Genomic DNA, 14,844 nt, shown 5'->3' with positions numbered 1-14,844 from the left:
GTTGCTGGCGTGAGCAACAGACCAATTTCAATTAGTCCGCGAACTCGTCGCGCCGATAGCCCTGCGCATATAGCAACGCGGTGAGGTCGCCGTAGTCGATTCGCGCGGCAGCGGCAGCGGCGACCGCAGGCTTGGCGTGATAGGCGACGCCGAGCCCCGCCGCCTGGATCATGCCGAGGTCGTTGGCGCCGTCGCCGGTCACCAGCGTGTCGATCTCGTCGAGATCGAAGGATTCGCGAAGCTCGATCAGCGTTGCCAGCTTGGCGGCGCGACCGAGGATTGGTTCAGCGACTTCGCCGGTGAACTTGCCGTCGCGCACAACGAGTTCGTTGGCGCGGTTCTCCTGAAAGCCGATCCTGGCGGCGACCGCGTTGGTGAACAGCGTGAAGCCGCCCGAGATCAGGCAGGTGTAAGCGCCGTTCGCGCGCATGGTGGAAACCAGCTCGCGGCCTCCCGGCGTCGGCGCGATGCGTTTTGCCAGCACCTCATCGACCACGCCGACCGGCAGGTCTTTCAGCAGCGCAACGCGTTCGCGCAGCGCCGGCTCGAATTCGATTTCGCCGCGCATGGCCCGCTCGGTGATTCCTGCGACATGCGCCTTCAGCCCGGCGAAATCGGCCAGCTCGTCGATGCATTCCTGGCCGATCATGGTGGAATCCATGTCCGCCAGAAAAAGCTTCTTGCGCCTGGCCGCGACTGGCTGCACGACGATGTCGATCGGCAGGTCGCCGCGGGCCTTCTGTAGGCGGGTTTCGATCGCCTTGATATCGTCCGGGCTCTTGACCTGATAGTCGAAGGGAATGTCGACTGCGACTTCGTCGAACAGCCATTGCGCTGTGCCGGGCGAGGGGAGGACGGCCAGCGCGCCGTCGACGATGGTGGTGTCGAGCGCCGGATTGGCCGGGTTGCAGATGAGGGTGGCGACGAGGGACATGCAGGCGAATTCGCTAGGTTTGAGCAAGGCCGTGCTTATCGCAGGGCCGACCGCCAGCGGCAAGTCGGCGCTGGCGCTCGAATTGGCGCAAAAGACCGGCGGAATCGTCATCAACACCGATTCCATGCAGGTCTATCGCGATCTCCGCATCATCACGGCGCGGCCGACGGTAGAGGAGGAGGCGCGCGCGCCGCACCGGCTCTATGGCCATGTCGACGCGTCGGTCAACTTTTCGGCAGGCGCCTGGGTGGCGGATGCCACCAAAGTGTTGTCAGAGGTGCGCGCGGAGGGGCGCCTGCCGATTTTCATCGGTGGGTCCGGCCTGTACTTCAAGGCGTTGACGCGCGGTCTCTCCGCGGTGCCGCCGATCCCGGTCGAGATACGCGAAGCCGTTCGCGCGCGGCTCGAGCGCGATGGCGTCGAAGCGCTGCACACGGAGCTGGCGCGGCGCGATCCCGTCTCTGCCGAACGCCTGAAGCCGCGCGATCGCACGCGGATTGCCCGCGCGCTGGAAGTCGTCGAAGCCACCGGCCGTACGCTGCCCGACTGGCACCAGCAAGGCCTGCCGCCGCTGCTGCCGCCGAGCGAATTCACCGCGCTGTTCCTCGCGCCCGAACGCGATCAGCTTTATGCGCGGATCGATGCGCGGTTCGACGCGATGCTGGCCGCCGGCGCGCTGGATGAGGTCGAGGCACTCGCCGCACGAAAACTCGATCCCCTGCTGCCGGCGATGAAGGCCCATGGCGTGCCAGTGCTGATCCGGTACCTGAACGGCGAGATCACGCGCGAACAGGCCGCCGAAATCGGCCGCGCCGATACCCGTCACTATGCCAAGCGGCAATTCACCTGGTTCCGGCACCAACTGCCGGAGTTTGAGTGGGTGACGCCGGAGGCGGCGAGGGGGTGGCTCAGGTAGCCCGAACCTCGTAGCCCGGCTGGAGCGAAGCGTAAATCCGGGATTGCTCAGCAGCCACCAGCCCCGGATTTCGCTGCGCTCCATCCGGGCTACGAGGCCTCCCCGCATGGCTGCACGCAAAAAATTCCCCCTCGCCGAACCGCCGGAACACAGTTACACTGCAAAAATCGCGCTAAAGGCGTCCTTCCCTTGACTTCCGGGGATCGGGCGGTATAACCGCGCAACCTTTGGGAAGTCCGAGCCGTCAAATGCGTAATATTATTACCAAACTCCTTATCGTAGTCGTACCCAGGCGCACCGCCGGGGGTGGCTGAGGCCATCCCAAATTCAGGCGGTGTGCATGGGGCCTCTGGGGCCCTTTTTTTATTCCCTGAAGCATGATCCGGAAAAGTGGAAGCCGGTTTTCCGAAAAGATCATGCTCAAACAAGAAGATAGAGCGAGATGAAGTTTCGAAGAAACGTCATCTCGCTCTAGAACTCGAAACCGAAGAAAGCCGCGCCAGCAGCGCATCCGGAGCAGACCATGACCGACAACAGCCACGATCCGAACCAGATGACCGGCGCCGCGATGATCGTGCGCGCGCTCATCGATCATGGCGTCCAGCATCTGTTCGGCTATCCCGGTGGCGCGGTGCTTCCGATCTATGACGAGATTTTCCAGCAGAGCGACGTCGAGCACATTCTGGTGCGGCACGAGCAGGGCGCCGGCCATGCGGCCGAAGGCTATGCGCGCTCGACCGGCAAACCCGGCGTGGTGCTGGTGACGTCAGGTCCCGGCGCCACCAACATGGTGACGCCGCTGACGGACGCGCTGATGGATTCGATTCCGCTCGTCTGCATCACCGGGCAGGTGCCGACGCATCTGATCGGCAATGATGCGTTCCAGGAATGCGACACTGTCGGCATCACGCGTCCCTGCACCAAGCACAACTGGCTGGTGCGCGACGTCAACGATCTGGCCAAGGTGCTGCACGAGGCGTTCTATGTCGCGACATCAGGCCGTCCCGGACCCGTGCTGGTCGACGTGCCCAAGGATGTGCAGTTTGCAACCGGCACCTATCATCCGCCGCGCAAGGACGACGTGCACGTTTCCTACACGCCGCGGGTGAAGGGCGACGCGACGCAGATTCGCAAGGCCGTCGCGCTGCTGGCTTCGGCCAAGCGGCCGGTGATCTACTCCGGCGGCGGCGTCATCAATGCCGGACGCGAGGCGTCCAAGCTGTTGCGCGAGCTGGTCGAGGTCACGGGATTCCCGATCACTTCGACCCTGATGGGCCTCGGCGCCTATCCCGCGACCGGCAAGAACTGGCTGGGAATGCTGGGCATGCACGGCACCTACGAGTCCAACATGGCGATGCATGGTTGCGACGTCATGCTGTGCGTCGGCGCGCGCTTCGACGACCGCATCACCGGGCGTGTCGATGCGTTCTCGCCGGGCTCGAAGAAGATCCACATCGACATCGATCCGTCCTCGATCAACAAGAACATTCATGTCGACGTGCCGATCATCGGCGATGCCGGCAATGTGCTCGGTGACCTGCTGCAGGTGTTCAAGGCGGAAGCGAAGAAGCCCGACATCAAGAGCTGGTGGCAGGAGATTGCCACCTGGCGCGCGCGCAACTCGCTCGCCTACAAGAAGAGCAACGACGTCATCCTGCCGCAACACGCCATTCAGAAACTGTTCGAGGCGACGCGCGGCCATGACACCTACATCACGACCGAAGTCGGCCAGCATCAGATGTGGGCGGCGCAGTTCTTCGGGTTCGAGGAGCCGCACCGCTGGATGACGTCGGGCGGTCTCGGCACCATGGGCTACGGTCTGCCGGCAGCACTTGGCGTGCAGGTCGCGCATCGCGACAGCCTCGTGATCGATATCGCGGGCGACGCCTCGGTGCAGATGACGATGCAGGAGATGTCGACGGCCGTTCAGTTTGACTTGCCGATCAAGATCTTCATCCTGAACAACCAGTACATGGGCATGGTGCGGCAGTGGCAGCAGCTTCTGCACGGCAACCGGCTGTCGCATTCTTACTCCGAAGCGCTGCCTGATTTCGTCAAGCTGGCGGACGCCTTCGGCTGCGTCGGCCTGCAGGCGATCAAGCCCGGCGATCTCGACGGTGCGCTCAAGGAGATGATCAAGGTCAAGCGCCCGGTGCTGTTCGATTGCCGCGTCGCCGCGCTGGAAAACTGCTTCCCGATGATTCCGTCCGGCAAGGCGCATAACGAAATGCTGCTGCCGGCGGAAGCCACCGACGAAGCCACCGCCGCGGCCTTCGCCGGCGGCAAGGCGCTGGTGTGAGGACGCCGGACACAAGTACCGCTGTCATCGCCCGGCGAAAGCGCGAAGCGCGTCTTCACGCAGAAGTCCGGGCGATCCAGTACGCCGTGGCGTCTCGGCTGTGTTCGAGCGCCTCTGGAATACTGGATCCCCGCCTTCGCGGGGATGACGGGCATACGAGAGGATCGAGAAGTGTTTGACCTCAGGGAGCTCGAACGCGCCCACGAGATCGTGGGGCAGGCAGTGCCGCCGACGCCGGCGCATGCGTGGCCGCTGCTCAGTGACCGGCTCGGCGCGAGCGTTGTTGTCAAGCATGAGAACCACACGCCGATCGGCGCCTTCAAGGTGCGCGGCGGGCTGGTCTATCTCGACCGGCTGAAGCGGGAATCGCCGAACACCCCTGGAATCATTTCCGCCACCCGCGGCAATCACGGGCAGAGCCTTGCATTCGCGGCCGGCCGTCACGGCGTGCCTGCGGTGATTTACGTGCCGAAGGGCAATTCGGTCGAGAAGAACCGCGCGATGCGCGCGTTTGGCGCCGAACTGGTCGAACATGGCGAGGACTTTCAGTCCGCAGCCGAAGAAGCCGCGCGCCGCGCCCAGTTCGCCGGCCTCCACATGGTGCCGTCGTTTCATCCCGACCTCGTGCTCGGCGTCGCGACCTATGCGCTCGAATTGCTGCGGGCGGCGCCGGATCTCGACGTGCTCTATGTGCCGATCGGGCAGGGCTCTGGGATCTGCGGCTGCATCATGGCGCGTGATCTGCTCGGCTGCAAAACCGAAATCGTCGGCGTGCAGTCGACCGAAGCGCCGTCCTACGCGCTGTCGTTTGCGGCCGGCACGGTGGTGACGACCGAGTCCAGCAACACGCTGGCCGACGGAATGGCCACCCGCGTTCCCGTTGCCGAGGCGCTCGCGGTTATCCGCAAGGGCGCCTCGCGCATCGTGCAGGTCACGGACGACGAGGTCGCCGCGGCGGTGCGCGCTTACTGGACCGACACGCACAATCTTGCCGAAGGCGCGGGCGCCGCTGCGCTCGCCGCCGCGCTGCAGGAGAAGGCAAAGCTCGCCGGCAAGCGCGTCGGCCTGATCCTGAGCGGCGGCAATATCGATTTTGATCTGTTCCGCAGATGGGTCGGGACGGACGTCACAGCGACTGATCAACGGGCCATGGCGTGACAGAGAAAGAATCCAAGGGGACGACAATGAACCAGCCCGCATCCGCCTACTTCCTGGAAGAGCGCCACGATCCCAACGAGACGCACACGCTCTCGGTCCTGGTGCAGAACGAGCCGGGTGTGCTCGCGCGCGTGATCGGGCTGTTTTCCGGCCGCGGCTATAACATCGAGAGCCTTACGGTCTCCGAGACCGAAAGCCAGAAACATCTCTCGCGCATCACCATCGTCACCACGGGTACGCCGATGGTGATCGAGCAGATCAAGCATCAGCTCGATCGCATGGTGCCGGTCTATCGCGTCGTCGACATGACGATCACCGGCCGCTCGATCGAGCGGGAACTCGCTATGGTGAAAGTGCGCGGCGGCGGCGACCACCGCGTCGAGGCGCTGCGGCTGGCGGATGCGTTCCGCGCCCGCGTGATCGACGCCACGACCGAGAGCTTTGTGTTCGAGATCACAGGCAATACTTCCAAGATCAATCAATTTATCGACCTGATGCGCCCGCTCGGCCTTGTCGAAGTGTCGCGCACCGGCGTTGCCGCGATCGGGCGCGGGCCTGAGGGGATGTGAAACATGCTGGCGCGGGACTGGTATTACAATCAAAGGCGGCAGCTCGGGCTCGATTCCGCGGTCGCCTCGATCTACGACCGGCATGACGACAGCGACCTCCGCGCCCGCGCGGCGCTGACCATGCTCGGCGTGCAGAAGGGCTGGCGGCTGGCCGATATCGGCTGCGGCAACGGCGTGCTGGCCTGCGAGGCCGCGCTGCTGGGCGCCGAAGTCGACGCGATTGACATTTCGCCGGCGATGCTGGCGCTCGCCAACATCCAGGCCCGCGACCGCAAGGTGGCGATCCGCACCCAGCCGGCCGGCATGCTGAGCTTCGCCTACCAGCCGAATTCCTATGACCTGATCGTCAGCGAATTCACGCTGCATCATCTGCCGGATTTCTGGAAGGCGGTGGCGCTGGCAAGAATCTATGCGGCGCTGAAGCCCGGCGCCAATTTCTACCTCCGCGACATCGTGTTCGTCAGCACGCCCGACGGCACGGAGCGCGATGTCGAGCAGTGGGCCGATTTCACCATCAAGAACCACGATTTCCAGCGCGAGGGCGTGGTCACCCACATGCGCGACGAATACTCGACCTTCGGCTGGGTGATCGAGCGCATGCTGACCGATGTCGGCTTCACGCTGGAATCGGTCGACTATCACGCGCCCCTGCACGGCACCTACCTCCTGCGCAAACCAAAGCCGGACCAACAGAGCTAGAAAAAAATGAAACCGGCCGATGTCTGCATCGCCGTGCTGGTGGCGGTGATCTGGGGCCTTGCCTTCGTGGCAAGCCGGATCGCGCTCGACGAGTTTTCGCCGGAACTGATGACGACGCTGCGCTTTTCCATCGCCGCCTTGCCTTGCCTGTTCGTGGCGCGGCCGAAGGTTTCATGGTCGGTGCTCGCCTCGATCAGCTTCACGCTGTTCTTCGGGCAGTTTCTCGCCCAGGCCTTCGCCATCGCCCATGGCGTTCCCGTCGGCCTTTCCAGCGTGATCGTGCAGAGCCAGGCGCTGTTCACTATCGGCTTTGCCGCGCTGCTGTTCCGCGAGCGGCCGGGCGCGTGGCAGACGGCGGGTATCGGCGTTGCCACGGTCGGCCTGCTGATGATCTGCGGCACCGTCGGTTACGATTTCAGCGTCAGTGCCTTCGCCATATTGATGATCTCGCCGCTCAGCTTCGCGGCCGGCAATCTTCTGCTCCGGCGCGCGCCTGATGTGCCGATGTTCGACCTGTTCGCGTGGCTGTGCCTGGTCGCGGCGGTCCCGTTGTTGGCGCTGACGCTGGTCAGCAACGGCTCGCAGCCGACCTGGCATGCGCTGACCCATATGTCCCTGACCGGCCTGATGTGCATGATCGGTCTCGGCGGGGTCTCCACCAGCATCGCCTACTGGCTGTGGGGGAGGCTGCTGCGGGACCACCCGGCGGCGCAGGTGGTGCCGTTCGCGCTGCTGGTGCCGTTCGTCGGTTCCGCTGCCTCCAGCGTGGTGTTCGGCGAAACGTTCGGGCCGCTGCGGCTGGCCGGCATGATCACGGTCGTCGGCGGCATCGCCGTGATGTTGCTGTCGAGGCGTCCACAAGTCCTGCCGAAAATCGCGTGAGCACCTGATGTCGCAGCCGCTTTTTATTGCCCTGATTGTTTTTGCCGCAGTCATGGCGTTCACGCCAGGGCCCAACAACGTCATGGTGCTGTCGTCGGGGCTCACCTACGGCTTGCGGCGCACCCTTCCGCACATCGCGGGCATCGCGATCGGAGTTTCATTTATGGTGGCGGCCATGGGCCTCGGCCTGGGGACGATCTTCCTCGCCTATCCGGTTTTGCAGACTATTCTGAAATATGCTGGCATCGCCTATCTGATCTACCTGGCCTCTGGTATCGCGATGTCCGCGTCCGTCGCGCCAGGGCAGGACAACCAGCGCGGCCCCATGACGTTCTGGACTGCGGCGCTATTCCAATGGGTCAACGTCAAGGGCTGGGTGATGGCGATTGGCATCATTCCCTGGAACATCGCAACGCAGGCCGCCCTGATGTTTGTTATGGGAGGATTATCCTCGCTCGTGTGGGCGGCTTTCGGCAGTTCGCTGCGGCGGATACTGACCTCGCCCAAGGCCGTCAGGGCCTTCAATATCCTGATGGCCCTGCTGCTGTTGGCCTCGCTCTATCCGGTCTTCATGGACGCGTGATGCCGCACCGGGTCGTGCATGAAAAACAAGTTCTGCCAAAGATCGCGTGAGGCCCCATGTCGCATTCGCTCCTGATCGCCTTCGTCATGTTCGCCGTCGTGATGTTCTTCACGCCGGGGCCGAACAACATCATGCTGCTGTCGTCGGGGCTGACCTACGGCTTCCGCCCCACCATCCCCCACATCATGGGCATCACGGTCGGCTTCGCTTTCATGGTCGGCGCGGTTGGCCTCGGGCTCGGGACCATCTTCATCGCCTATCCGATTTTGCAGACCATCCTGAAATATGCCGGGGTGGCCTATCTGGTCTATCTGGCGTGGGCGATCGCGATCTCCGAGCCGCCCTCGGCGGAGCAGGACAACGCCCGCGGCCGCCCGATGACGTTCTGGGGCGCGGCCATGTTCCAGTGGGTCAACGCCAAGGGCTGGGTCATGGTGATCGGCACCATCACCGCCTATGCGGCGATCGCCGCCTACCCCTGGAACATCGTGATCCAGGTCGGCCTAAGCCTGCTCCTGGGCATCCTGTCCTGCACCGCCTGGGCCCTGTTCGGCACGGCGCTGCGGCCGGTCCTGACCTCCCGGCGGGCGGTGCGGGCCTTCAACATCATCATGGCGGTGCTGCTGCTGGCCTCGCTGTATCCGGTCTTCATGGACGCATGATGCCGCACCGGGCCATGCATAAACGGGTTTCCCAGAAAGCGGAAAATGCTCTAGACAACGCCGGAAATTCACGGGCGACCGGCGGTCTTCTTCCCCCAAATGCCTGATTAACCGGCCGATTTGGCCATCGATTAAGGAAACGACCATGCGAGTTTATTACGATCGTGATGCCGACCTGAACCTGATCAAAGGCAAGAAGGTCGTCATCGTCGGCTACGGCAGCCAGGGCCACGCCCATGCGCTGAACCTGAAGGATTCCGGCGTCAAGGAAGTCGCCATTGCGCTGCGCAAGGGCTCGGCCTCGGCCAAGAAGGCGGAAGCCGCCGGCTTCAAGGTGATGGAAGTCGCCGAAGCGGCCAAATGGGCCGACCTCGTCATGATGCTGACCCCGGACGAGCTGCAGGGCGACATCTACCGCGAGCACCTGCACGACAACATGAAGAAGGGCGCGGCGCTCGTCTTCGCCCACGGCCTCAACGTCCATTTCAACCTGCTCGACCCGCGCGCCGACCTCGACGTGCTGATGATCGCCCCGAAGGGCCCCGGCCACACCGTCCGCTCCGAATACCAGCGCGGCGGCGGCGTGCCTTGCCTGATCGCGATCGCCAAGGACGTTTCCGGCAATGCCCACGACCTCGGCCTGAGCTATGCCTCGGCGATCGGCGGCGGCCGCGCCGGTATCATCGAGACCTCGTTCAAGGAAGAGTGCGAGACTGACCTGTTCGGCGAGCAGGTGGTGCTCTGCGGCGGCCTGGTCGAGCTGATCAAGGGTGGCTTCGAGACGCTGGTGGAAGCCGGCTACGCCCCCGAGATGGCCTATTTCGAGTGCCTGCACGAGGTGAAGCTGATCGTCGACCTGATCTATGAAGGCGGCATCGCCAACATGAACTACTCGATCTCCAACACCGCCGAATACGGCGAGTACGTCACCGGTCCGCGCATCGTCACCGACGAGACCAAGAAGGAGATGAAGCGGGTGCTCAACGACATCCAGTCAGGCAAGTTCGCCCGCGACTGGATGCTGGAGAACAAGGTCAACCAGACCTCGTTCAAGGCGACCCGCGCCAAGCTCGCCGCCCATCCGATCGAGGAAGTCGGCGAGAAGCTCCGCGACATGATGCCGTGGATCAAGAAGGGCGCGCTGGTCGACAAGACCAAGAATTGAGGCTTGGTCGGATCGGGTAGGGTGGGCAAAGCCACCGGGTCGCGCGAATGCGCGCCCGATGACAGGCTCAGCGTGCCCACCATGCAGGTGACCAGATGGATAGATGGTGGGCACGGCGCAAAGAGGCGCCTTTGCCCACCCAATTCCTGCACCGCGTCCGGGACACGAGAGCGTCCAAGCGCAGGTTCGGCGTTACCGACATACCAATAATTAAGCCTTCGACGCTACGTTCGGGCGAGATCGCGAATGCGGTCTCGCCGTTTCTTCGAAGAATTGATGGCTCAAGCATATTCTTGAACGCGCCGCGCCGAGTGCGCCGCCCGAGCCAAAACGAAGAACTGACGCCTCATGCACATTCTTGGTGCGAGGCAATTCAACAACTACATTAGCGACGGAAAATCGAGCATCTACCGAGTCAAAGCTCGCTTGCTTAATCTGCATTCTCGCGCGTGAAACGAGGTCGCCGGTCGAGCAGCGCGACCGGGTATCAGTTCCCCATGTAGTGAGGCGAGGTCGGCGCCCGTCAAAGACGGCGGCCGACCGGCACGTGCTCGGCTCAAGCGGACCGCGCCGCCTACTTCTCGATCCTGTTGTGCAATTGCCAGAAGCGCACGGTGCGCTGGGCCGTCTCCAGCGACAGTTTCCGGTAATCGCGCTCTGCGATCTCCAGTGTCTGCTCGTTGACCGAAGGCATTACCGGCCGGTTGCGCAGGATCGACTCGACCGTCGGCCAGTTCAGGCGGGCCGACCGGCAGGGAATGAGGAGGAGGTCGGCGCGGGGGCCTTCCATCAGCCGGGCCACCATTTCGATTGGCATCTCATTGAGAACCGCGATCGCAACCGTGACCTCGTCGAATTTTTTCGATTCGGCGAATTTATAGACCGCCGCGTCGTCCAGCTCGTTCAGCCCCTTCATGAGCTTCACGTACTCCTCGGCGACGCCGAAGCTCCGCCCCGGGGGCGGCGCCTCGCGGGTGATCGTGTTCAAGACCTTCTTGATCTCTTCCTGAAGCGCGGGCGGCGCGATGGCCAGCAGGCGGGCGCGGACCGCGTCCTTGGCGCGTCGCAGCAGATCGCGCATGCAATTTTCCGGCAAATCGCCGCGAAGGCCGAGAATCTCGACCAGTTCGTCGTCGGCGGAGGCGCGGGCGACGATGTTGGAATAGCCTCCCTCGGAAAACTGCGCGCCGGCATTGTTGGCCAGTTTGCGGATCACCTGGTTTTCGCCGCGATCGACGATGACGTCGGTCACCGCCGCGGGCAGGTTGGGCCGGCCGGAAATGGCGAGCAGGTGATCCTGCCCCTTGCTGCTGGCGATCTCGACCAGCACGTCGGTCCCGAGCCGGCTGGAATTGGCAAGCACGCTGCCGGCAACCTCGATCTCGTCGTCCCAGGCCAGATGCTGGATCACCTCGAACGGCGCGTAGTCGAGCGGCGCCAGCCGCTTGGAGAGCTCGGCCTTGGCCCGCGTTTCGACGCGCGCGATCAGGAGGCAGAGCACGTCGTCGAAGACCTTGACCTGGTCGTCGCTGAGACGGTCTCCGTCATGGAGGAAGAGATCGGTGACCTGCCGCAGGGTTTCCACCCGCTTGGCAGATGAACCGCCTCTGACGGCATCTTCGAGTTCGGCGATGATCGAATGCGCCGGCTGTTGCACCATTGTGGGCAGCCTGTTGGTTGTTGAAGGGTTGGCCTACACAATGACGAGCCGAGCCTTACGCCGCGTTAAAGGCGCGATCCGGTGGAAATACAGACGACTGCACCTGGAATGGGCAATCCATTGCCCGCGGTCCTCGCGAGCCTTCCGGTGTCGAAGCGGGCTGCGTATTGGAAATGCTGCGTTTCGAATTGCTTTACCAACGCGATCGGGACGTATGCGGCGATTTCACGCGATAAATCGCCGATGTCGGACCGCATCACGCATGCCCCACCGCTTCCGGTATTCCGGTCCGGCTGCTATCCTCTCCAAACCGTTCCCGGGAAAAATCGAATAGCATCTAGCCGAACAAGACGCCGTCAAGGCTGGCCGCACCCGCGGAGCAAGCTCATGAAGCCGGTGCTTAAGCATTCCTTCACGACGAACTTCATTAAACCTCTCACAAGGGCTTAGGTCATGAGATCTGTTGTCATCACCGGCGCGTCCACCGGCATCGGCTGGGCCAGTGCGAAACTGCTGCTCGACCGCGGTTTCCGCGTGTTCGGCAGCGTGCGCAAGCAGGCCGACGCCGACCCCCTCAGGAACGAGTTCGGGGCGAACTTCACGCCATTGATCTTCGACGTCACCGATGAGGCCGCCGTCCTGGCCGCCGGGCGCGAGGTCCGTAGCGCCCTCAACGGCGAAACGCTCGCCGGTCTCGTCAACAATGCCGGCATCGCGGTCTCAGGCCCGGTGCTCGAACTCGCCGCCGACGAATTCCGCCGCCAGATGGAGGTCAACTTCATCGGGCCCATCATTGCGACCCAGGCTTTCGGACCGCTGCTCGGCTCCGATCCGACCCTGAAGGGGCCAAAAGGACGGATCGTGATGATCTCCTCGGTCGCCGGCAGGAACGGCAATCCGATGACCTCGGCCTATTCCGCCTCCAAGCACGCGCTCGAGGGGCTGTCGGAGAGCCTGCGCCGCGAACTGATGCTGTTCGGGATCGACGTCATCATCATTGCGCCGGGCGCGGTAAAGACGCCGATCTGGAGCAAGGCCGAGGAGGTCGATATCTCCGCCTACAAGAACTCGCCGTATTTCCCGGCGCTGAAGAAAATTCGTGCCTTCATGCTGAATCTTGGCGCGACCGGATTGCCGGCCGAGATAATTGCCGAAAAGGTGTTCGGGGCATTGACGCTGCCGAACCCCAAGGTGCGCTACACGATCGTGCCGGATCCGATGCAGCGATGGATGGCGGCGGTGCTGCCCAAGCGCACCCTGGACAGGATCATCGCCAAGCGCCTCGGGTTGACGCCGCAGGGATGAAGTCGGCCGTGATGACGCGCATTGGCAAGACCCACGCCGAGTTGACCCTGCTCGCCAACGCGGCGCTTCGCGCTCAACCCGGGTGCGAAACCGCTTCCGTTCCGGCGCTGTCGGCATTGCCCGTCCGCGAGGGGCGAAACTGGGAAATCCCCAACGTCGTGCTCGGCGACAGCCTGATCAGCGATGTCGATCGGGCTGTCATCACGGTGCACCATCAGCTCGGCCGTAAGTTCTTCTTGCTGGCGGACAACTAGATCAACCGGCCTGGACGGTCCGCTTGGCCCGCGGCGCCATCGCGATCATGCGTAGCGCGAACACCGCCACCAGCGGAATCAGGAACAGCGCGTAAAGCGGCATGTCGGGAATCCGCTTGCCGAACGACACCATGAACTGGAACAGCAGGTAGTAGCCGCCGGCGAGATGCAGCCGGCGCCAGGCGCGTGCGCCGATCGCGGCCGCGGTGCGGTCGAACGAGGTCGCCGTCATTGCGATGATGAAGGCATAGCCGATGCCGCCGAAAATGTAGGACGCGATCGAGGTCGCCGCCGCGTACCCTGCGGGATCCATCACGGCGAAGGCCAGGATGGCGACTGCGTGGATGGCGTGCGAGGCCGCAAAGCTGACGCCGAGATAGCGGCGGTTGCGGCGCAGCCATCGGGTCCCCGCGTTCGGCCATAGTCGCGCAAGCGCGGCACCTGCGAAGGCGAGGCAGAACAGCACCAGCGAGGTTCGCGCGGTGAAGCGGATCACCATCCGCACGCCGTCGACCTCAAAACCCCGCATGCCGGCGATCCAGATGCTTAAGGCAAGCAGCGTCAGCGAGAGCAGGGCGAACAGCCGCCAGCCGTCGAACCAGTTTTGACGTGTCGGCATGTTCGTCCCCCTTGTTTGTACCGTCATTGCGAACGAAGCGAAGCAATCATTCTTTCTTGACGTGGTGAGATGGATTGCTTCGCTTCGCTCGCAATGACGCGGATGCATAATGTAATCATCAGTTACATGTGCTGTGCGGGTCAGGTCAATCCGTGTAATCGGTGCTTACATTCACAAGGCGGTGATGGTAGGAGAGGGCATGCGCCCTGCCGCCAAATCTTCCGCCGCCAAAGCCCCCGCGGCCAAACCGCGCCGCCGCGTTTCGCGAGCGCCCGCGCCAAAGCCCTATCACCACGGCGATCTCAGGCGCGTCCTGATCGACGCCGCGCTGCAACTGGTCGGCGAGGGCGGGGCGGAGGCGGTCAGTGTCCGCGAGGCCGCCCGCCGGGCCGGCGTCTCGCCCGGGGCGCCGTTTCGGCATTTTCCGAGCCGCGACGCCCTGATGCAGGCGGTGGCGGAGGAGGCGCAGCGGCGGTTCCGCGCGGAGATCGAGGCGGCCTTGGCCGAAGCGCCGGCTGGCGATCCCTTGGCGCGGTTTCGCTGTCTCGGACTCGCTTACCTGCGCTGGGCGATGCGCAACCCGACCCATTTCGAAATCATTTCCAGCCGCCGATTTTTCGATCATGACCAGGCGGTCGCCGTCAGCAGCGACAATGCCGAGCTGATCGAGCTGACCGAGCGGACGCTCGCAGAGGCCTTTGCGGCAGGCCAGCTCCGACCAGCGGACCTCAAGCAGGTCCAGATCGCCGGGCGGGCATTGGTTTATGGCTTTGCCCGGATGAATATCGACGGCCATTTTCCGCGCTGGGGCGTCGCAGGTTCCGAGGCCGAACAGACCGCCGAAGCGATCCTGGATCTTTTCATCGAGGGGATTGCCAGGAGGACGTGACGCCTGCGATCATTCCCCGATGCGCAATTGCGCATCTGAGGTTCGCTTCGCGCCCCGGACTGCCGGTGACCAAGCACGCCCCGGAATAACAGCGCCAAATTTACCCTGCCGCGTTCGCTTGGCGGCAAATTCATTGCGCGTTCATGATGATTCCACTACGTTTTTATGACACGACACAGGTTCCGGATGGGTCGTGCGTCTCCTGGTCGTCACCAGCCAAGGCTTTGCATAGCGCCGGGTTATGTTGCGT

Annotated in this window: 15 protein-coding genes; 12 read left to right on the top strand and 3 right to left on the bottom strand. The window is 63.6% G+C overall.

Annotation, left to right across the window (positions count from 1 at the left end; translation table 11 throughout):
• Window positions 1-31 precede the first annotated feature (31 nt).
• A complete protein-coding gene (gene serB, locus IVB05_RS34315; RefSeq protein ID WP_247780409.1) occupies window positions 32-934 on the bottom strand; it encodes a phosphoserine phosphatase SerB in 903 nt (300 codons plus the stop codon).
• On the opposite strand from serB, the gene miaA reads away from it, so the two are divergent.
• The 9 genes from miaA (at window position 933) to ilvC (ending at window position 9,867) form a co-directional block, all read left to right on the top strand.
• Window positions 933-1,850 carry a tRNA (adenosine(37)-N6)-dimethylallyltransferase MiaA gene (gene miaA / locus IVB05_RS34310; protein ID WP_247780408.1) on the top strand — a complete coding sequence of 306 codons (918 nt, stop codon included), beginning with the start codon at window positions 933-935 and terminating at the stop codon, window positions 1,848-1,850. The two genes, serB and miaA, sit on opposite strands and share 2 nt — an antisense overlap.
• A 523-nt stretch (window positions 1,851-2,373) precedes the next feature.
• Window positions 2,374-4,149, top strand: coding sequence for an acetolactate synthase 3 large subunit (locus IVB05_RS34305; RefSeq protein WP_247780407.1), 1,776 nt, complete (start codon window positions 2,374-2,376; stop codon window positions 4,147-4,149).
• Window positions 4,150-4,320: 171 nt separating this feature from the next.
• Window positions 4,321-5,307 (top strand): threonine dehydratase, encoded by a 987-nt coding sequence (locus IVB05_RS34300; protein WP_247780406.1) that lies wholly within the window; start codon window positions 4,321-4,323, stop codon window positions 5,305-5,307.
• Between the two features lie 26 nt (window positions 5,308-5,333).
• A complete protein-coding gene (gene ilvN / locus IVB05_RS34295) occupies window positions 5,334-5,876 on the top strand; it encodes an acetolactate synthase small subunit (protein WP_247780405.1) in 543 nt (180 codons plus the stop codon).
• A gap of 3 nt (window positions 5,877-5,879) precedes the next feature.
• Window positions 5,880-6,575 carry a class I SAM-dependent methyltransferase gene (locus IVB05_RS34290; protein ID WP_247780404.1) on the top strand — a complete coding sequence of 232 codons (696 nt, stop codon included), beginning with the start codon at window positions 5,880-5,882 and terminating at the stop codon, window positions 6,573-6,575.
• A gap of 6 nt (window positions 6,576-6,581) precedes the next feature.
• A complete protein-coding gene (locus IVB05_RS34285; RefSeq protein ID WP_247780403.1) occupies window positions 6,582-7,457 on the top strand; it encodes an EamA family transporter in 876 nt (291 codons plus the stop codon).
• Between the two features lie 7 nt (window positions 7,458-7,464).
• Window positions 7,465-8,040: a LysE family translocator gene (locus IVB05_RS34280; protein WP_247780402.1), complete on the top strand. Its 576-nt coding sequence runs from the start codon at window positions 7,465-7,467 to the stop codon at window positions 8,038-8,040.
• A gap of 56 nt (window positions 8,041-8,096) precedes the next feature.
• The gene (locus IVB05_RS34275) at window positions 8,097-8,702 is read left to right on the top strand and encodes a LysE family translocator (RefSeq protein ID WP_247780401.1); all 606 of its coding nucleotides are present in this window, start codon (window positions 8,097-8,099) and stop codon (window positions 8,700-8,702) included.
• Between the two features lie 145 nt (window positions 8,703-8,847).
• Window positions 8,848-9,867, top strand: coding sequence for a ketol-acid reductoisomerase (ilvC, locus tag IVB05_RS34270; protein ID WP_214487365.1), 1,020 nt, complete (start codon window positions 8,848-8,850; stop codon window positions 9,865-9,867).
• 574 nt (window positions 9,868-10,441) lie between these two features.
• Here ilvC and IVB05_RS34265 read toward each other — a convergent pair.
• Complete coding sequence (locus IVB05_RS34265; RefSeq protein WP_247780400.1) at window positions 10,442-11,527, bottom strand: DUF2336 domain-containing protein; 1,086 nt, start codon at window positions 11,525-11,527, stop codon at window positions 10,442-10,444.
• A 453-nt stretch (window positions 11,528-11,980) separates the two neighbouring features.
• On the opposite strand from IVB05_RS34265, the gene IVB05_RS34260 reads away from it, so the two are divergent.
• Both IVB05_RS34260 and IVB05_RS34255 read left to right on the top strand, forming a co-directional pair.
• The gene (locus IVB05_RS34260) at window positions 11,981-12,832 is read left to right on the top strand and encodes an SDR family oxidoreductase (protein ID WP_247780399.1); all 852 of its coding nucleotides are present in this window, start codon (window positions 11,981-11,983) and stop codon (window positions 12,830-12,832) included.
• Window positions 12,833-12,843: 11 nt separating this feature from the next.
• Complete coding sequence (locus IVB05_RS34255; protein ID WP_247522373.1) at window positions 12,844-13,086, top strand: hypothetical protein; 243 nt, start codon at window positions 12,844-12,846, stop codon at window positions 13,084-13,086.
• Window position 13,087: 1 nt separating this feature from the next.
• Here IVB05_RS34255 and IVB05_RS34250 read toward each other — a convergent pair whose 3' ends face one another.
• Window positions 13,088-13,705, bottom strand: a complete 618-nt coding sequence (locus IVB05_RS34250) for a hypothetical protein (RefSeq protein WP_247780398.1) — start codon at window positions 13,703-13,705, stop codon at window positions 13,088-13,090.
• A gap of 199 nt (window positions 13,706-13,904) precedes the next feature.
• On the opposite strand from IVB05_RS34250, the gene IVB05_RS34245 reads away from it, so the two are divergent.
• Entirely contained in the window at window positions 13,905-14,594 is a 690-nt protein-coding gene (locus IVB05_RS34245) for a TetR/AcrR family transcriptional regulator (protein ID WP_247780397.1), read from the top strand.
• Window positions 14,595-14,844 lie beyond the last annotated feature (250 nt).

Source organism: Bradyrhizobium sp. 170 (assembly GCF_023101085.1).
Classification (GTDB): Bacteria; Pseudomonadota; Alphaproteobacteria; order Rhizobiales; family Xanthobacteraceae; genus Bradyrhizobium.
Note: the sequence above shows the minus strand (reverse complement) of the source record. Positions and strands in the feature narration are given on the sequence as shown.

Bases quoted from the DNA above. Each gene is read 5' to 3' on its own strand.
- serB (WP_247780409.1), bottom strand. From the start codon at position 934: ATGTCCCTCGTCGCCACCCTCATCTGCAACCCGGCCAATCCGGCGCTC.
- IVB05_RS34275 (WP_247780401.1), top strand. From the start codon at position 8,097: ATGTCGCATTCGCTCCTGATCGCCTTCGTCATGTTCGCCGTCGTGATG.
- IVB05_RS34280 (WP_247780402.1), top strand. From the start codon at position 7,465: ATGTCGCAGCCGCTTTTTATTGCCCTGATTGTTTTTGCCGCAGTCATG.
- ilvN (WP_247780405.1), top strand. From the start codon at position 5,334: ATGAACCAGCCCGCATCCGCCTACTTCCTGGAAGAGCGCCACGATCCC.
- IVB05_RS34250 (WP_247780398.1), bottom strand. From the start codon at position 13,705: ATGCCGACACGTCAAAACTGGTTCGACGGCTGGCGGCTGTTCGCCCTG.
- miaA (WP_247780408.1), top strand. From the start codon at position 933: ATGCAGGCGAATTCGCTAGGTTTGAGCAAGGCCGTGCTTATCGCAGGG.
- IVB05_RS34245 (WP_247780397.1), top strand. From the start codon at position 13,905: ATGCGCCCTGCCGCCAAATCTTCCGCCGCCAAAGCCCCCGCGGCCAAA.
- IVB05_RS34260 (WP_247780399.1), top strand. From the start codon at position 11,981: ATGAGATCTGTTGTCATCACCGGCGCGTCCACCGGCATCGGCTGGGCC.
- IVB05_RS34255 (WP_247522373.1), top strand. From the start codon at position 12,844: ATGACGCGCATTGGCAAGACCCACGCCGAGTTGACCCTGCTCGCCAAC.
- IVB05_RS34285 (WP_247780403.1), top strand. From the start codon at position 6,582: ATGAAACCGGCCGATGTCTGCATCGCCGTGCTGGTGGCGGTGATCTGG.
- IVB05_RS34305 (WP_247780407.1), top strand. From the start codon at position 2,374: ATGACCGACAACAGCCACGATCCGAACCAGATGACCGGCGCCGCGATG.
- ilvC (WP_214487365.1), top strand. From the start codon at position 8,848: ATGCGAGTTTATTACGATCGTGATGCCGACCTGAACCTGATCAAAGGC.
- IVB05_RS34265 (WP_247780400.1), bottom strand. From the start codon at position 11,527: ATGGTGCAACAGCCGGCGCATTCGATCATCGCCGAACTCGAAGATGCC.
- IVB05_RS34290 (WP_247780404.1), top strand. From the start codon at position 5,880: ATGCTGGCGCGGGACTGGTATTACAATCAAAGGCGGCAGCTCGGGCTC.